The sequence below is a fragment of the Stenotrophomonas sp. TWI587 genome (assembly GCF_039674145.1).
Lineage (GTDB): Bacteria > Pseudomonadota > Gammaproteobacteria > Xanthomonadales > Xanthomonadaceae > Stenotrophomonas > Stenotrophomonas maltophilia_AY.
Map to the genome: position 1 here is coordinate 12696 of NZ_JBDJMW010000012.1, position 14073 is coordinate 26768.

Sequence of the window (14073 nt, forward strand, 5' to 3'; positions counted from 1 at the left end):
GGCGGGGTGGCCCGCCGCACATCATGGCCCTTCCACGTCTGCGCTGTTTCAATCCTCACGCACTGATGGTCATATAGCGGCTCGGGGCCGCGACCGCCCTGGCCCGCCGGGCTGCCATGGAATCCCCTTTCGACGAGGCATCGAGATCTGCTTGAACCGCGCCAGGATCATCGCCGTCACCATCCTGCTGGCCCTGATCGGTGCCCTCGTGCCGATCGCCACCGTGTTCTATTTCACCTGGAGCCGCGCCAGCGAGTCCGAGCAGGTGCGGCTGCAGACCACCGCCGAGCGCACCCTGCAGCGCGCACACCGCGCCTACGAGGGCGCGCTGAACACCCTGCGCGAGCTCAACCGCAGCACCCTGGCGCCCTGCTCGCCCGCGCACCTGCAGCTGATGCGCGGGCTGGTGATGCGCACCCACTCGGCCGAGCAGATCGGCTACTTCAAGGACGGACGGCTGGCCTGCACCTCGTGGGGCCCGATGGACGCCGGGATCGTGCAGCCCGCGCCTGCCTATGTCACCGCCGAGGGCGCCGGCATCACGCTGGACATCCGTCCGCTGGCCGGCACACCGCAGCAGCCGTTGATGGCGCTCAGCTATGGCCACTACGACATCCTGATGGACCCGGCCCGGTTGATCGATGTGATCGTCGATCCCAACGTGCGGCTGGCCGTCGCCAGCCCCGACGGGCGGCTGATCGCCCAGCAGGACATCCAGGACCAGGCCTTGCTGCAGCGGCTGCTGCGCGAGCCGGCAAGCGGTACTGAAGGACAGACGCTGTACGCCACCGCGCAGGACCAGGAATGGCTCGCCGTCGCCACCGCCCCGCGCACCGACCTGGTGGCTGCGTTCCGCCACCAGATCGGCCAGTTCATCCCGCTCGGGGTGATCGGCGCGCTGGCGGCGATCGGCGGCGTGGTCTGGCTGTCCCGGCGGCGGCTGTCACTGCGCGGTGAGCTGGCCACGGCCGTGCGCAGGCGTGGTTCTTCATGCACTACCAGCCAATCATCGAGCTGGACACCGGCATCTGCGTGGGCGCTGAATCGCTGGTGCGCTGGCGCCGTCCCGACGGCAGCCTGGTGCGGCCGGACCTGTTCATTCCGCTGGCTGAAGAGGCAGGGCTGATCGAGGCGCTGACCGATCAGGTCATCGACCATGTGATCGCGGACATGCGCGCGTTGCTGGTGCAGGACCGCACCGCGCACATCGCGATCAACCTGGCCGCCGAGGATGTCAGCAGCGGCCGCGCACTGAAGGTACTGAGCGCCAAGCTGCAGGGCACCGGCATCCATCCCCAGCAGATCTGGCTGGAGGCGACCGAGCGCGGTTTCATCGACATCCGCCGTGCGCGCACCAGTCTGGCCAACGCACGCCGCATCGGTCATTGCGTGGCCATCGACGATTTCGGCGTCGGCTATTCCAGCCTGCAGTACCTCCAGCAACTGCCACTGGATGCGTTGAAGATCGACAAGTCGTTCATCGATGCGATCGGGACCGACAGCGCCACCAGCCCGGTCACCTCGCACATCATCGACATGGCCAAGACGCTGGGCCTGTTCACCGTGGCCGAAGGCGTGGAAACGCCTGCGCAGCTCGCCTACCTGCAGGCGCGCCAGGTGGAATTCGGGCAGGGCTGGCTGTTCTCCAAGGCCCTGCCGCCGGACGAGTTCATGGCCTTCCACCAGCAGCGCAAGCAGCAGTACGGGCAGGCGCCGGAAGACATGCAGAAGCCCGGCAGCGACGTGCCCGCCTGAGCCAACGCGCTATTCGGCGTCGAGGCCGGCCAGGGTCATCACCCATGCCGGTACCTGCGGCTCGCCAGCGTAGAACGCCTTCGGTTTGTTTTCGGCCATCGCCCAGCGCTGGATCCAGCTGATGCCTCCGGCGCCGTTGTAGCCGTCGGCGTGCTGGTAGGCCGGATCCTGCAGTGCAGTCTCCAGCGTGATGAAGCGATAGCCGCGGCGGCGCGTGGCGGCCACCAGTTCCTCCACGCAGTCCGCGCTGAGCGCGTTGGCGTGGATCAGCCACACCTGGGCAGGCAACCGGCCCAGCAGCTGCTGCCCCTGCTGCTCGTAGTAATCCAGCTTGTTGAGCATGTACGGCACATAGCCACGGCGCAACTGGCGCAGGCGGGCTTCACGCGCGGCCGGATCGGTCTCGGTGTCGCGCACGCGGTCGTAGGCGAACGCCCAGATCCACTCGCTGTTGTCGACGGTGACGGGGGCGATCCGGTAGCCATGCTGCTGCAGGAACACGCCCAGCGCAGCACGTTCTTCCGGCGACTGCCCGGCACGCAGATACGGATGCCGGAACCAGCGCGGCGCCTGCCCGGTTTCGGCCAGCAACGGGCGCAGCGTGGTCTCACCGCGCAGGATGTCCTGCTCGTAGGCGGCCAGCCCGATCGCATGCAGATCGACATGGCCGAAGGTGTGGTTGCCCAGTTCGAATCCGGCATCGCGCCAGTCACGCAGCATCTGCACCCGTGCGGGTTTCAGCCGTCCATCCACCTCGAGTTTGACTTCGTTGACGAAGCCCACCACCGGCACGTCGGCCTGCTTCAGGGCCGCGATCAACTGCGCATGGCGCGCGGCAAGCTCGGGTTCAACGCGTTCGTCCAGACGCTGCCAGGGCAGATCGTCGATGGTCAGCGCGATGCGCCGCCCCGGCTCGGCCGCGTGCGCGATGCCGGCCAGGCACAGCAGTGCCAGCACCCCACTCCGAAGGACTCCCTTGTGCATCCGTCACTCCCATCGTGATACCCGGCCTCAGCATAGCGCCGGGTATCACGGTCCACCTTGCCGGGTGCGGCGGCTGGGCTCAGTGCGTGATCGGCGCCCAGGCGCGCGGCTGACGCAGCACCACCATCAACGTGGCCAGCAGCAGCACCAGCAGGACCGCTGGCAGCCAGCGCTCACCGACGGTTTCCAGCATCACGCCGCCGAGAATGCCTGCCAGCGCGATGGCCAGATTCCAGCCGGTCACCACGAAGGACTGCGCGATATCCCCGGCCTCGTCCGCCCGGCGTGCCACCGCGGTCTGGAACAGCGTGGGAACGCCACCGAAGGAGATGCCCCACACCACCGTCCCGATCACCAGCACCCACGGCGAGCCCGGCCACAGCGCGAACGCCACCGCCGACAGCGCAAACGCCACTGTGCTGGCGATCACCAGCGCACGCAGCCACCGGTCCACCAGCAGCCCGGTGATCCAGATGCCGACCAGCGCTGCCACGCCGAACACCAGCAGCAGACGATCCAGCCACACCGCCGCGCCGGACAGCGCCGCAAACGGTTCGATGTAGGTGTAGAGCACGTTGTGCGCCAGCACGTACAGGAACATCGTCAGCAACGCGGTGCGCATGCCGCGCAGACGCAGTACGTTGCCCAACGGCTGCTGGGCCGCCGCGCCCGGGGCCGGCAGCGGCGGCAGCGCCAGCCGCGCCCACACCAGCAGGCCGACGCTGAGCAGCGACATCAACCCGAACGCCCACCGCCAGCCGATGGTCTGGCCCAACAGCGTACCGGCCGGAATGCCCAGCGACAGCGCCAGCGGCGTGCCAACCATCGCCACGGCGATCGCGCGGCCCTGCAGCTGCGGCACCACCATGCGGCTGGCATAGCCCGCCACCAGCGACCACAGCAGACCCGCGCTGATGCCCGCGCAGAAACGTGCGACCAGCATCAGGCCGTAGTGGTGCGTCATCGCGGTGATGGTGTTGACCACCACGAAGCCGGCGATCGCGGTGAGCAGCAGCGGGCGGCGTGGCCAGCGCCGCGTCAATGCGGTCATCGGCAGTGCGGCCACCAGCGAGCCCAAGGCGTAGATCGTGACCAGCTGGCCGACCAGTGCGCGGCTGACACCGAGATCGGCGCTCATCGGTGACAGCAGGCCGGCCGGCAATGCTTCGGTGAGGATGGTGATGAAGCCCGCGCAGGCCAGCGCCAGCAGGCCGCCGAAGGGCAATCGAGTGGCCGCGTTGGGCAGCGGCACGGCGGTGGAATCGACCGCGTGACCGCTCATGGGTGCACCCGGGTGGGTATCGCATCCAGCGCGACAGTGGAACCGCTGACGTCAGGGAAGAAAGACATGGAGGCGCCGTAAGTGGGGGAGCGCCACCGTAGGCGCTAAGCCGCCGGGGAAACAGCGGGTCAGCGCTCCGTACATTCCGGACTGGCGAGGCCGCAATCGGGGAATTGCCCTCCCCGCAAGGTCTTCGGCCGGAACCAAGCGCCGGCGCACCGCAGTGTTTCGGCCCAATGCCTCCGCCTCCCGCCCCGCAGGCCCTGCCGACCGCTACAGTGCCCGCTTTCCTCCCTGCGACCGCCCATGTCAGCCTTGGACAACCTCGGCAACCTGCAGACCTTCGTGCAGGTCGCCGACACCCGCAGCTTCGTCGAGACCGGCCGCATGCTCGGCATCTCCGCCTCGGCCGCCGGCAAGACCGTGTCGCGGCTGGAGCAGGCGCTGGGCGTGCGGCTGTTCCATCGCAGCACCCGCAGCGTCACCCTCACCGCCGAGGGTGAGCGCTTTCTGGTCCGCTGCCGGCGCATCCTTGATGAGCGCGATGCCGCGCGCGATGAGCTGGTCCAGCAGACCGAAGCACCGACGGGCGTGCTGCGGGTCAGTCTGCCGCTGGTGGGCGACATCTCGCTGCCGCTGCTGACCGAGTTCATGGCCGCCTATCCCGGCATCCGCCTGGAGCTGGATTTCGATGACCGGCTGGTGGATGTGATCGAGGAAGGCTTCGACGCCGTGCTGCGGGTCAGCGAGCCGACCGACTCGCGCCTGAGCGCCCGGCAGCTCGGCGTGTTTCCGCGTTACCTGGTCGCCTCACCCGACTATCTGGCCCGTCGCGGCACGCCTCGCGTGCCCGAGGATCTGTTGCAGCACGACTGCCTGCACTACCGCTTCCCGAGCAGCGGCAAGCTGGAACCGTGGCCACTGCCGCAGACGCCGGGCGCCGCTCCGCTGGCACTGCCGGTCTCCATGGTCAGCAACACGATCGAAGCGCGGCTGGCCTTCGCGCTGGCCGGGCGCGGCATCGCCTACATCCCCGAGCACTCGGTGCGCGAGGCCTTGGCCGACGGCCGCCTGCAGCGGGTGATGGCCGACCGCATCCATGCCTGTGGCACCTTCTACCTGCTGTGGCCCTCCGGCCGCCATGTGCTGCCCAAACTGCGGGTCTTCATCGATTTCATCAGCGCGCGGCTCACCGGGGTGAGCGGCTGAGCAGGCCGCGTTCATCGCCCTGGCGCCGCGCGGTTTTATACTGGGCGCGCGGCAGCCAGCCGCCTTTGTTGCCGAGGTAGGCCTACATGCGCCATTGATGCCGCCGTCGTCTGACGGCCCGTCTCCACCCGCCTGTTCCGCAGGAGGGGAGTCCTTGGCATCCAATGGAGGTCGCATGACCGCATTCGCTCTCACGCTCGACCGCGTGACGCATACCCTGCCCGACGGCCGGGTCCTGTTTTCCGACCTGTCCGCCGCGTTCGACGGCACCCCGACCGGCCTGGTCGGGCGCAACGGCGTGGGCAAAAGCTTGCTCGCGCGCATTCTCAGTGGCGATCTCACGCCCAGCTCCGGCCGCATCCTGCGCAGCGGCCCGGTGCATCTGCTCACGCAGCACAGCGGCACACACCAAGGCCGCATCGCCGATCTGGCCGGTGTCGGTGCGGTGCTCGATGCCCTGCACCGCATCGAAGCCGGCAGCGTGGATCCGGACGACTTCACCCGCGTGGGTGAGCGCTGGGACCTCCGCGAGCAACTGCAGGCACAGTGGCAGCTGCTCGGGCTGCCTGCGCTCGATCCCCTGCGGCCCGCCGCCACGCTCAGCGGTGGCCAGGCAATGCAGGTCGCGCTGGCCGGTGCGTTCCTGTCCGGTGCCGAGGGTCTGATCCTGGATGAACCCAGCAACCACCTCGATGCCGCCCACCGCGCACGCCTGATCGAGGCGCTGCAGCGCTGGCACGGTGGCCTGATCGTGATCAGCCACGACCGCACACTGCTGCGGCACATGGCGCGCATCGTCGAGCTGTCACCAAGCGGGCTGCGCCAGTACGGCGGCAACTACGCTCTCTACGCCGAACAGAAACAGGACGAGCGGCGCAGTGCCGAGGCACAGCTGGCCCTGCGCAAACGCGAGCGGCGCCAGCAGCAGACCGAGCTGCGCGATCAGCGCGAGAAGATGGCGCATCGGCAGGCGCGCGCCACACGCGAGGCACGCACCGCCAACCAGGCACCGATCCTGCTCGGTGGCATGAAGAACCGCAGCGAGCACAGCGCCGGTCGCTGGCAGGTACAGCAGAGCGAGCGTCGTACCGAACTGGATGCGCGCGTGCGCGAGGCTGCCGGCGAGGTGGAGCAGCACATCGAGATCGCCCTGCTCGCCCCGGTGATCCATCAGCCCGGGCCGCAGCGCGTGGCCGAGCTCACCGCCGCCGAACTGCCGTGGGTGCAGGGACCCTGGAAGACGCTGGATCTGACCGTGCAGCGCGGCCAGCGGATCGGCGTGCAGGGCCGTAACGGCAGTGGCAAATCCACGCTGCTGAGGGTGTTGGCGGGCACGTTGCCGCCCGTGTCGGGCCACGTCGATGTGGCGGCGAGCGTCGCCCTGCTCGATCAGTCGCTCACGATGCTGCCCGATGAGTCCTCGGCCCTGTCACTGCTGCAGCGCGCGCATCCGTTGGCCAGCGAAGGCACCCTGCGTACCCAGTTGGCCCTGCTCGGCCTGGACGCCGAGCGCAGCCTGCGGCCACTGGCCACGCTCAGCGGTGGCGAGCGCTTGAAGGCGGCGCTGGCATCGGTGCTGTACGCGCAGATGCCGCCGCAGCTTTTGTTGCTCGACGAACCCGGTAATCACCTCGACCTGCCCTCGCTCACCGCGCTGGAGCAGTTGCTCAGCCAGTATCGCGGCACGCTGATGATCGTCTCGCACGACGCCGCGCTGCTGGAGGCGGTGGGATTGAGCCATACCCTGCGCGCATCCGATCAGGGCTGGCAGCTGACGCCGGTGTAGCGCCGGCGGCTAGGGGCGCGCCCACGCCGGGAACGCGTCCGGCAGCAACTGCCACAACAGCGGTCCGGCGCGCAGTTCCTCATCGTTGAGCAGGCAGGCATCCAGCTCGGCGCGCACCGCGTGCTCGTCCATCGCCACGCCGATCACCGCCAGCTCCTGGCGGCGGTCGCCCCACCAGGGATGCCACAGCCTGCGCATCGCCTGGTACTCGCCCGCATCGCCGACCTGATCCACGGTGGGCAGCGGCGCGGTCCAGCACGCCGCCTGCTGACGGGCCCAGCCGATATCCGTGTAGGGCACGCGCGTGGGTGACAGCTCGGGCACGGTGTTCTCCAGCCCCGCCTCCATGCGCTCGCGCGAGGCGTACCAGACGCCCGCAACCGAGGTCTGCGTGGCCGCACCGACACTGGACAGCTCGCCCACCGAGTCCATGCGGTTGGCCAGCCAGAAGAAGCCTTTGCTGCGGATCACGCTGCCCAACCCGGTTTCGAGCAAGCGCGCGAAGCGCTGCGGATGGAACGGCCGGCGCGAGCGGTAGACGAAGCTGGTGATGCCGTACTCCTCGGTCTCCGGCGTGTGCTGACCACGCAGCGCCTGCATCCAGCCTGGCGCCAACTGCGCTTTGACGAAGTCGTAGCGGCCGGTATCGAGCACCTCGTGCAGCGGCACGTTGCCGTGCTCGGACAGCACCAGCCGTGCATCGCGGTTCATCGCGCGCAGCACGGCGAGTGTCGATTGCAGCGTGTCGTCATCGATCAGATCGCACTTGCTCACCACGATCACGTTGGCGAACTCGATCTGCTCGGCGAGTAGATTCACCACGCCGCGGTCATCATCCTCACCGGCCTGCTGGCCGCGGTCGATCAGCCGATCGCTGGAGCCGAAGTCATGCAGGAACTGCGCACCATCGACCACCGTCACCAGCGTGTCCAGCCGTGCGATGTCACTGAGGCTGAAGCCGGCCTCATCGCGCACCGAGAAGGTCGCCGCCACCGGCATCGGCTCGGCGATCCCGGTCGATTCGATCAACAGATAGTCATAGCGCCCCTCCGCCGCAAGCCTGCGCACTTCGTGCAGCAGGTCATCGCGCAGCGTGCAGCAGATGCAGCCGTTGCTGAACTCCACCAGCGTCTCCTCGGTGCGGCTCAGCGCGGCGCCGCCATCGCGGACCAGCTGCGCGTCGACGTTGATCTCGCTCATGTCATTGACGATCACCGCCACCCGGCGGCCCTCGCGGTTGCGCAGCAGCTGATTGAGCAGGGTGGTCTTGCCGGCACCGAGGAAGCCGGACAGCACCGTCACCGGCAGACGGGAATCATGAAGGGCAGCAGAGGCAGTCATGGCGGAGCAGGTCTGGAGGGGAATTGAAATGTTACTATATAACATTCACAGACCAAGACCCCCGCCCCATGAAGCGATCCTCTGCCCTGTTGGATGCCGGCGCCATCGCGCTCTCCGGCCTATGCCTGCTGCACTGCCTGGCCCTGCCGCTGCTGGCGGCGATGCTCCCGCTGATGGGGGTGTGGGCCGAAGCCGAGTGGGTGCATGCCCTGTTCGTGGCCATCGCCGCGCCGGTGACCGGCTTCGCGCTGTGGCGCGCGCACCGCCAGCATCGCCTGCCCGTGCTGGCGATGGCCGGCGCTTTGATCGGGCTGCTGTTGCTGCTGGCCGGCGCCGTGGGCTGGCCGAGCCATGAGGCCGAGACTCCGATGACGGTGGTCGGGAGCCTGCTGCTGGCCAGCACGCATGTGTGGAACGCCTGGCGGCGGCACCGGCACTGAGCGGGCGTACGCGATGCGCCTACTTGCCGTAGGCGCGCAGCAGCTTGACCAGCACCTGCGCCTCGGCCGCGCGCTCGGCCGGATCATCCGGCCCGACCACGTGCTCCTGCAGGTGCTCATCCAGCAGTGCCATCAACAGCGCGTGGGCGGCCCCACGTACGGCGGAGGCCTGCATCAGGACATCGGTGCAATCGGCTTCGGCCGACTGCAGGGAGGCTTCGAGGGCGGCGACCTGGCCGGCCATGCGGCGGACGCGGGCCAGCAACGGCTTACGGTGGTGTTGAACATGCGACATGGGGCCAGAGCATATACCCTATGGGGGTATATTCCCACTCCGGAGTCGCCCATGGTCCTCAGCGCTGCCGCCGACGCCCGCCGCCACACCCATCGTTTCGACGATGGCAATCCGCTCGCCGAGCGCAGCACCCGGCGCGCGCTCTGGCTGACCGCCGTAATGATGGTGGTGGAGATCATCGGCGGCTGGTGGTTCAACTCCATGGCCGTGCTCGCTGACGGCTGGCACATGAGCTCGCACGCGCTGGCGCTGGGGCTGTCCGTGTTCGCGTACGGTTTCGCGCGCCGCCATGCACACGACCATCGCTTTACCTTCGGCACCTGGAAAGTCGAGATCCTGGCCGGTTACACCAGCGCCATTGCCCTGCTCGGCGTCGCGCTGCTGATGACCGTGCAGTCCGGGCAGCGGCTGTTCGTGCCCAGTGCCATCCACTACAACGAAGCCATCGCGATCGCGGTGGTCGGACTGGCGGTCAATCTGCTGTGCGCGTGGTGGCTGCGCGACAACCATGACCACGGGCATCACCCGCATGGCCATCATCATGGACATGGGCACCACCATGCGCATGAGCACGGCGGTCACTCAAACGACCACGGCCACGGCCATGGAGCGCATGGCACCCAGGACCTCAACCTGCGCTCAGCGTACCTGCACGTCATCGCCGACGCCGCCACCTCGGTGCTTGCGATCGCCGCCCTGATCGGCGGCAAGGTCTGGGGCTCGGCATGGCTGGACCCGGTGATGGGCCTGGTGGGCGCGGTACTGGTCACCGTCTGGGCCATCGGCCTGCTGCGCGATACCAGCCGCGTGCTGCTGGATGCGCAGATGGACGCGCCCGTGGTGGCGGAGGTGCGTGAGGTGATCGATCAGGGGCCGTGGTCGGCGCAGCTGTCCGACCTGCACGTGTGGCAGGTTGGCCGCGGCAAGTACGCGGTCGTGGCCAGCCTGGTCAGCGCCGATCCGCTCAGTGCTGACCAGATCCGCGAGGCGCTTTCAGTGCATGAGGAGCTGGTGCACGTCACGGTGGAAGTGCACCGACTGGATGCGGCGCTGCCTGCTTGATCAACGCACGGACGGCCGATTGGCCGCGCGGAGCCAGCGGTGCCACAGTGCCTGCCTGAGTAACACCTCAGTGCTTGAACAACATCCCGACCAGGAACAGCACCAGCGGCGCGGCGCTGAGTACCGCGCCGATGATGCCCAGCCACGGCCAGCGTTCCTGACGCACGCGCGAGCCCACCGTGGCGATCAGACCCACGGCGGCCGAGGCGAGTACGCCGATCGAGACGCCGGTGGTGCTGGCGCCTGCGGTGACACCGTGGTTGGCCGCAGTGGCGATGTGCGCGGCGAAGGCACCGATGGGGAGGCCGAGGAAGCTGACCAGGCCGAGCAGCGGCAGTCGCTGGGCCGAGATCGGCGCCGTCGATGGTGAGCGGGGTGCCTGCGGGGAATCTGGCAGCACGGGGTGTCTCCTGAGGATCGCATCACCGTACACCATCGCCCGCGACGCACACAGACGGGATCTTTTCATGCCGTGTTGGACAATGCCCTCAACATCCACCGACAGGAACCGCCATGCGCTTGTTGCCCAGCTTGTTGCCCAGCCTGCTTCTCCTGTCCCCGCTCCTGCTGACCGGCTGCGGCAAGGACAACAGCGCCGGCGTGTTCTCCTCCGATCCGATGCTCGGCTGCTTCTCCACCCACGCGCGCAAGCCCGCGGAATTCCGGATCGAGCAGCAGCAGGGCCAGTACTACGTGTCCTTCAACCGCGATGAGCAATGGCAGCGCGATGCCACGCCGCTGCAGGAATCCAGCCGCGCCGAGATCGCCCAGTTCTTCCGCGACGATGCCGACCAGATCAACAAGGCCTTGGTGCGCCCCGGTGGCGGCTTCGGCATCTTCAAGTTCAACCCCGGTGCCACACTCAAGGGCAAAGCCAAGGATAGCGACTACATGGCGTTGGTCCTGATCGGCGCCGGGCCGGTGTTCCCGGTGAAGTGCCCCTGATCGCCAACGTGCGTCACGCCCGCCTACCGGGCCACGGGTGCTCGCTGCGGTCCACCGCACGCCCGCACCAGTAGCCCGGTCCGCAACACCCATCCCCCGATAACGCCTGCCGCACGCTTCTACGGGCAGGCCCCCATCCCCATACGTCAGTCGCCCTCCTCCTGCTCGCGGCGGCCGCGATGAATCGAGCTGTATGGCCATTGCGTCGCATCCCTCACATGGCCATGTTTGACCGGGTTATGGTGCACATAGGCCACATGCCGCTGCAGATCCTCGGCGTCGACAATGCGATGCTCGCGAAACCCGTTGTGCCAGAGTGGTCGCAGGCTGCGATCACGCCGGAGCTGCAGCCGTGGATCCGTCATCGGCAACTGGCGGTCGAAGATCGCCTGGATCTGCGCCCAGCGCCGATGGCCTTCCTCATCGCCCTCCGGCAGCGTCCACACGCCGTGCAGATGGTCCGGCAGCACCACGATCGCGTTGATCCGGAACGGCCTGGCCTGCTGCGCCACGCGGAACGCCAATCGCAGGGTCTGTGCCTGTTCCACCAGCAGGCTGCTGCTGCGATCGCGCAGGTGCGCGCTGAAGAAGTAGGCGGTGCCGGTCGGCCAGAGGATGTGGTCGTAGGACATGGCCCAAGTATCCAAAGCCCCCACCCACCACGCGATCAGCGCACTCCCTGCGAACCCCTCGGACACCGGCGCATTGGCGGGTCGGATTCCCGCCACCACAGGGCCGGATGAGAGCCCGCCCCGGCCTTCTCAGGTACGATGCCCACCCCTGACTGCCCTACCGTCCGGCGCTCGCGCCGCGGCCTGAGATCCCGTGCCCCATTACACCGGCCCCCTGCTGACCCGCCCGCTCGCCGAGAGCCTGACCCGCGCCCGCGATGCCGGCACCGGCGAATGGACCGGTTCGCTCGACCTCGGCCGCTCCACCAGCACCGCGACGCTGGCGGCCGACCACTGGCAGTGGAAGGGCGAGACCTACGCCTATCCCGGCAAGACCAAGGACCGCACCCTGTACTACTGGGACGGCGAGGAGTTCTTGGCGATCTCGCGCTTCGGCTCGGCGTTGATCAAGCTGGTGCCGACCGACTGGGACGCGCCGACGTTCGAGATCGACGGCATCAAGATGCTGCCCAGCGCGCAGGTCTCCCCGTTCGAGGATGCCCGCCGCAAGGTCGCGTTGATCGCGCCGGCCGGCAAGATCGTGCTCGATACCTGCGGCGGCCTGGGCTACTTCGCGGCGTGCTGCCTGGAAGGTGGGGTCACGCGTATTCGCTCGTTCGAGAAGAATCCGGATGTGCTGTGGCTGCGCACGCTCAACCCGTGGTCGCCGGATCCGGACGCGGAAAGCAGCGGCGGTCGGCTGGCGCTGAGCCAGGGTGACGTGTCGCAGGAGATCGAAACGCTGGAGACCGCCTCGGTCGACGCGATCCTGCACGATCCGCCGCGCTTTGGCATCGCCGGTGAGCTGTACTCACAGGTGTTCTACGACCAGCTCGCACGCGTCATCCGCAAGGGCGGCCGGATGTTCCATTACACCGGTGCGCCGAACAAACTGACCAGCGGCCGCGATGTACCGCGCGAGGTCGCCAAGCGGCTGGAGAAGGCGGGCTTCAAGGCCGAGCTGGCGATGGATGGGGTGCTAGCGGTCAAGCGCTGAGCAAGGGGCGTATCAACTGCCGCGTGGCAGTTTGGCCGCCCACATGTTGTCGACCAGATTGGGATAGCGCCGCCCGTTCTCCTCGGCGCGCTGACGTGCCGCATCCTTCTGCGCCTCGGAGAGCGGCTGCGACTTCTTCTTCCCATTGGGACTGGGCTTCTTCCAGGGCGGTGTCTGGGACTGGCGCATGGGTGGTCTCGTGTGGCGTAGCGCTGCATTCTCGCTCAGCGGGTGCAACGTGCAAGAACGCCCGACACGTCATCGCAACGTGCCGGGCGCGTACTGCGAAGAGCGAGCTGCGACTTACTTCTTCAGGAAGTCCAATAGTGCTTTGTTGAACGCATCGGCATGGCTGGCATTGCAGCCGTGCGGTGCGTCCTTCAGCACCACCACCTCACTGCCCGCGATGGCCGCATGGGTGCGCTTGCCCGAGCCCTCGAACGGGACCGTACCATCGCTGTCACCGTGCAGCACCAAGGTCGGCACCGTCACCTTCTTGAGGTCGCTGCGGAAGTCGGTCGTACCGAAGGCCTTCATGCAGCCCAGCGCGGCGGTCTGGTCGGACTGCTGGCAGAGCTTGATGGCGGCCTGGCGCTCTTCCTCGCTGACCTTGAGCTCGCCGTTGGCGCTGAAGAAATCCTTGGTGAAGCCATCGAAGAACGTGTCGCGGTCCTTCTCCAGGCCTTCGCGCATTTCATCGGCCTTTTCCTGGGTCAGCGGGCCCTCGGGGTTGTCGCTGGTCTTGAGCATGTACGGCGGCACCGCCGAGGCGAACACCACGCTGTGCAGGCGCGATTCGCCGTGCTTGGCCACATAGCGCGCCACTTCACCACCGCCCATGGAGAAGCCGACCAGGGTGGCGTCCTTCAGGTCCAGATCCTCGATCACACCGGCCAGATCATCGGCGAGCGTGTCGTACTCGTAGCCATCGGCCGGCTTGTCCGAACGCCCGAAGCCGCGGCGGTCATAGGCCACCACGCGGTAGCCCGCCTCGCGCAGCGCGGGGACCTGTTCCTTCCACGAATCGGCCGACAGCGGCCAGCCATGGATCAGTACCACCGGGCGACCGGTACCACCGAAATCTTCAACGTGCAGGCGAACGCGGGAAGCAGCCATGGGAACTCCTTGGAGCGATGGGGAAGGAAGCTCGATCGTAGGGAGACGGGGTTGGGTGAGCCGTGAAAGAAATCGCGGTGTCGCTGACGTGACGTGCACGGGGCTGACTGATACCGGCCCGGGTGTTCAGCGGTGAGATGCTGGCATCACTCGGCAGCGATCTCAGCCTCCGAGACGGCTGCGGACGATA

The 14073-nt window shown here is 67.9% G+C and carries 14 protein-coding genes and 1 pseudogene; 7 read left to right on the forward strand and 8 right to left on the reverse strand.

Going from position 1 to position 14073, the window contains the following annotated elements:
- Positions 1-151: 151 nt before the first annotated feature.
- Positions 152-1755 (forward strand): annotated as a pseudogene (locus ABE464_RS16925) (EAL domain-containing protein).
- A gap of 9 nt (positions 1756-1764) precedes the next feature.
- Here the strand turns inward: ABE464_RS16925 and ABE464_RS16930 are convergent.
- Together ABE464_RS16930 and ABE464_RS16935 are read right to left on the reverse strand one after the other, a co-directional pair.
- Positions 1765-2739, reverse strand: a complete 975-nt coding sequence (locus ABE464_RS16930; RefSeq protein ID WP_346472884.1) for a polysaccharide deacetylase family protein — start codon at positions 2737-2739, stop codon at positions 1765-1767.
- A 79-nt stretch (positions 2740-2818) separates the two neighbouring features.
- Positions 2819-4021 carry an MFS transporter gene (locus ABE464_RS16935; RefSeq protein ID WP_346472885.1) on the reverse strand — a complete coding sequence of 401 codons (1203 nt, stop codon included), beginning with the start codon at positions 4019-4021 and terminating at the stop codon, positions 2819-2821.
- Between the two features lie 306 nt (positions 4022-4327).
- Between ABE464_RS16935 and ABE464_RS16940 the strand changes: the two genes are divergently transcribed.
- Positions 4328-5230: a LysR family transcriptional regulator gene (locus ABE464_RS16940; protein WP_346472886.1), complete on the forward strand. Its 903-nt coding sequence runs from the start codon at positions 4328-4330 to the stop codon at positions 5228-5230.
- Between the two features lie 175 nt (positions 5231-5405).
- A complete protein-coding gene (locus tag ABE464_RS16945) occupies positions 5406-7016 on the forward strand; it encodes an ABC-F family ATP-binding cassette domain-containing protein (RefSeq protein ID WP_346472887.1) in 1611 nt (536 codons plus the stop codon).
- 9 nt (positions 7017-7025) lie between these two features.
- On the opposite strand, the gene ABE464_RS16950 is transcribed toward ABE464_RS16945, so the two are convergent.
- Positions 7026-8357, reverse strand: coding sequence for a GTP-binding protein (locus tag ABE464_RS16950; RefSeq protein ID WP_346472888.1), 1332 nt, complete (start codon positions 8355-8357; stop codon positions 7026-7028).
- 68 nt (positions 8358-8425) lie between these two features.
- On the opposite strand from ABE464_RS16950, the gene ABE464_RS16955 reads away from it, so the two are divergent.
- The gene (locus tag ABE464_RS16955; protein WP_346472889.1) at positions 8426-8797 is read left to right on the forward strand and encodes a MerC domain-containing protein; all 372 of its coding nucleotides are present in this window, start codon (positions 8426-8428) and stop codon (positions 8795-8797) included.
- A 19-nt stretch (positions 8798-8816) separates the two neighbouring features.
- On the opposite strand, the gene ABE464_RS16960 is transcribed toward ABE464_RS16955, so the two are convergent.
- A complete protein-coding gene (locus ABE464_RS16960; RefSeq protein WP_088434604.1) occupies positions 8817-9092 on the reverse strand; it encodes a metal-sensing transcriptional repressor in 276 nt (91 codons plus the stop codon).
- Between the two features lie 51 nt (positions 9093-9143).
- Here ABE464_RS16960 and dmeF point away from each other — a divergent pair, with 51 nt between their 5' ends.
- Positions 9144-10154, forward strand: coding sequence for a CDF family Co(II)/Ni(II) efflux transporter DmeF (gene dmeF, locus ABE464_RS16965; protein WP_346472890.1), 1011 nt, complete (start codon positions 9144-9146; stop codon positions 10152-10154).
- Positions 10155-10221: 67 nt separating this feature from the next.
- Here the strand turns inward: dmeF and ABE464_RS16970 are convergent, their stop codons facing one another.
- A complete protein-coding gene (locus ABE464_RS16970) occupies positions 10222-10554 on the reverse strand; it encodes a hypothetical protein (RefSeq protein ID WP_346472891.1) in 333 nt (110 codons plus the stop codon).
- A gap of 113 nt (positions 10555-10667) precedes the next feature.
- Here ABE464_RS16970 and ABE464_RS16975 point away from each other — a divergent pair, with 113 nt between their 5' ends.
- Positions 10668-11099: a hypothetical protein gene (locus ABE464_RS16975; protein WP_346472892.1), complete on the forward strand. Its 432-nt coding sequence runs from the start codon at positions 10668-10670 to the stop codon at positions 11097-11099.
- A gap of 146 nt (positions 11100-11245) precedes the next feature.
- Here the strand turns inward: ABE464_RS16975 and ABE464_RS16980 are convergent, their stop codons facing one another.
- Positions 11246-11731: a transposase gene (locus ABE464_RS16980; RefSeq protein ID WP_346472894.1), complete on the reverse strand. Its 486-nt coding sequence runs from the start codon at positions 11729-11731 to the stop codon at positions 11246-11248.
- 193 nt (positions 11732-11924) lie between these two features.
- Between ABE464_RS16980 and ABE464_RS16985 the strand changes: the two genes are divergently transcribed.
- Positions 11925-12767, forward strand: coding sequence for an MnmC family methyltransferase (locus tag ABE464_RS16985; protein WP_346472895.1), 843 nt, complete (start codon positions 11925-11927; stop codon positions 12765-12767).
- 12 nt (positions 12768-12779) lie between these two features.
- Here the strand turns inward: ABE464_RS16985 and ABE464_RS16990 are convergent, their stop codons facing one another.
- Both ABE464_RS16990 and ABE464_RS16995 read right to left on the reverse strand, forming a co-directional pair.
- Positions 12780-12956 carry a hypothetical protein gene (locus tag ABE464_RS16990; protein WP_019185714.1) on the reverse strand — a complete coding sequence of 59 codons (177 nt, stop codon included), beginning with the start codon at positions 12954-12956 and terminating at the stop codon, positions 12780-12782.
- Between the two features lie 114 nt (positions 12957-13070).
- A complete protein-coding gene (locus ABE464_RS16995; protein WP_346472896.1) occupies positions 13071-13883 on the reverse strand; it encodes an alpha/beta hydrolase in 813 nt (270 codons plus the stop codon).
- Between the last annotated feature and the right edge of the window lie 190 nt (positions 13884-14073).

Bases quoted from the DNA above. Each gene is read 5' to 3' on its own strand.
- ABE464_RS16930 (WP_346472884.1), bottom strand. From the start codon at position 2,739: ATGCACAAGGGAGTCCTTCGGAGTGGGGTGCTGGCACTGCTGTGCCTG.
- ABE464_RS16935 (WP_346472885.1), bottom strand. From the start codon at position 4,021: ATGAGCGGTCACGCGGTCGATTCCACCGCCGTGCCGCTGCCCAACGCG.
- ABE464_RS16940 (WP_346472886.1), top strand. From the start codon at position 4,328: ATGTCAGCCTTGGACAACCTCGGCAACCTGCAGACCTTCGTGCAGGTC.
- ABE464_RS16945 (WP_346472887.1), top strand. From the start codon at position 5,406: ATGACCGCATTCGCTCTCACGCTCGACCGCGTGACGCATACCCTGCCC.
- ABE464_RS16950 (WP_346472888.1), bottom strand. From the start codon at position 8,357: ATGACTGCCTCTGCTGCCCTTCATGATTCCCGTCTGCCGGTGACGGTG.
- ABE464_RS16955 (WP_346472889.1), top strand. From the start codon at position 8,426: ATGAAGCGATCCTCTGCCCTGTTGGATGCCGGCGCCATCGCGCTCTCC.
- ABE464_RS16960 (WP_088434604.1), bottom strand. From the start codon at position 9,092: ATGTCGCATGTTCAACACCACCGTAAGCCGTTGCTGGCCCGCGTCCGC.
- dmeF (WP_346472890.1), top strand. From the start codon at position 9,144: ATGGTCCTCAGCGCTGCCGCCGACGCCCGCCGCCACACCCATCGTTTC.
- ABE464_RS16975 (WP_346472892.1), top strand. From the start codon at position 10,668: ATGCGCTTGTTGCCCAGCTTGTTGCCCAGCCTGCTTCTCCTGTCCCCG.
- ABE464_RS16980 (WP_346472894.1), bottom strand. From the start codon at position 11,731: ATGTCCTACGACCACATCCTCTGGCCGACCGGCACCGCCTACTTCTTC.
- ABE464_RS16990 (WP_019185714.1), bottom strand. From the start codon at position 12,956: ATGCGCCAGTCCCAGACACCGCCCTGGAAGAAGCCCAGTCCCAATGGG.
- ABE464_RS16995 (WP_346472896.1), bottom strand. From the start codon at position 13,883: ATGGCTGCTTCCCGCGTTCGCCTGCACGTTGAAGATTTCGGTGGTACC.